Genomic DNA, 223 nt, shown 5'->3' on the forward strand with positions numbered 1-223 from the left:
ACCACCAACATTAACGTCACCCTCACTGAGCTTGATGTCAATGAAACGCCTGAGTTCACTCCACCCGTGGGCGAAACCAGCTACAACTTTACGTATTTTGAAAACAGCAGCGACAGCACTGTGATCGGTACCGTCAATGCCATCGATCCGGAAGGCACGCCAGTGACCTACAGTATCGTCAGCGGCAATGACGACGCTTGGTTTGAGATTGATCCCGTGACCG

At 52.0% G+C, this 223-nt stretch carries 1 protein-coding gene; it reads left to right on the forward strand.

Annotation, left to right across the window (positions count from 1 at the left end):
* The coding region (locus H5123_RS20470) for a cadherin repeat domain-containing protein (protein WP_182699103.1) at positions 1-223 on the forward strand (223 nt) is incomplete at both ends.

The sequence above is a fragment of the Shewanella sp. SR43-4 genome, assembly GCF_014163845.1.
Lineage (GTDB): Bacteria > Pseudomonadota > Gammaproteobacteria > Enterobacterales > Shewanellaceae > Shewanella > Shewanella vesiculosa.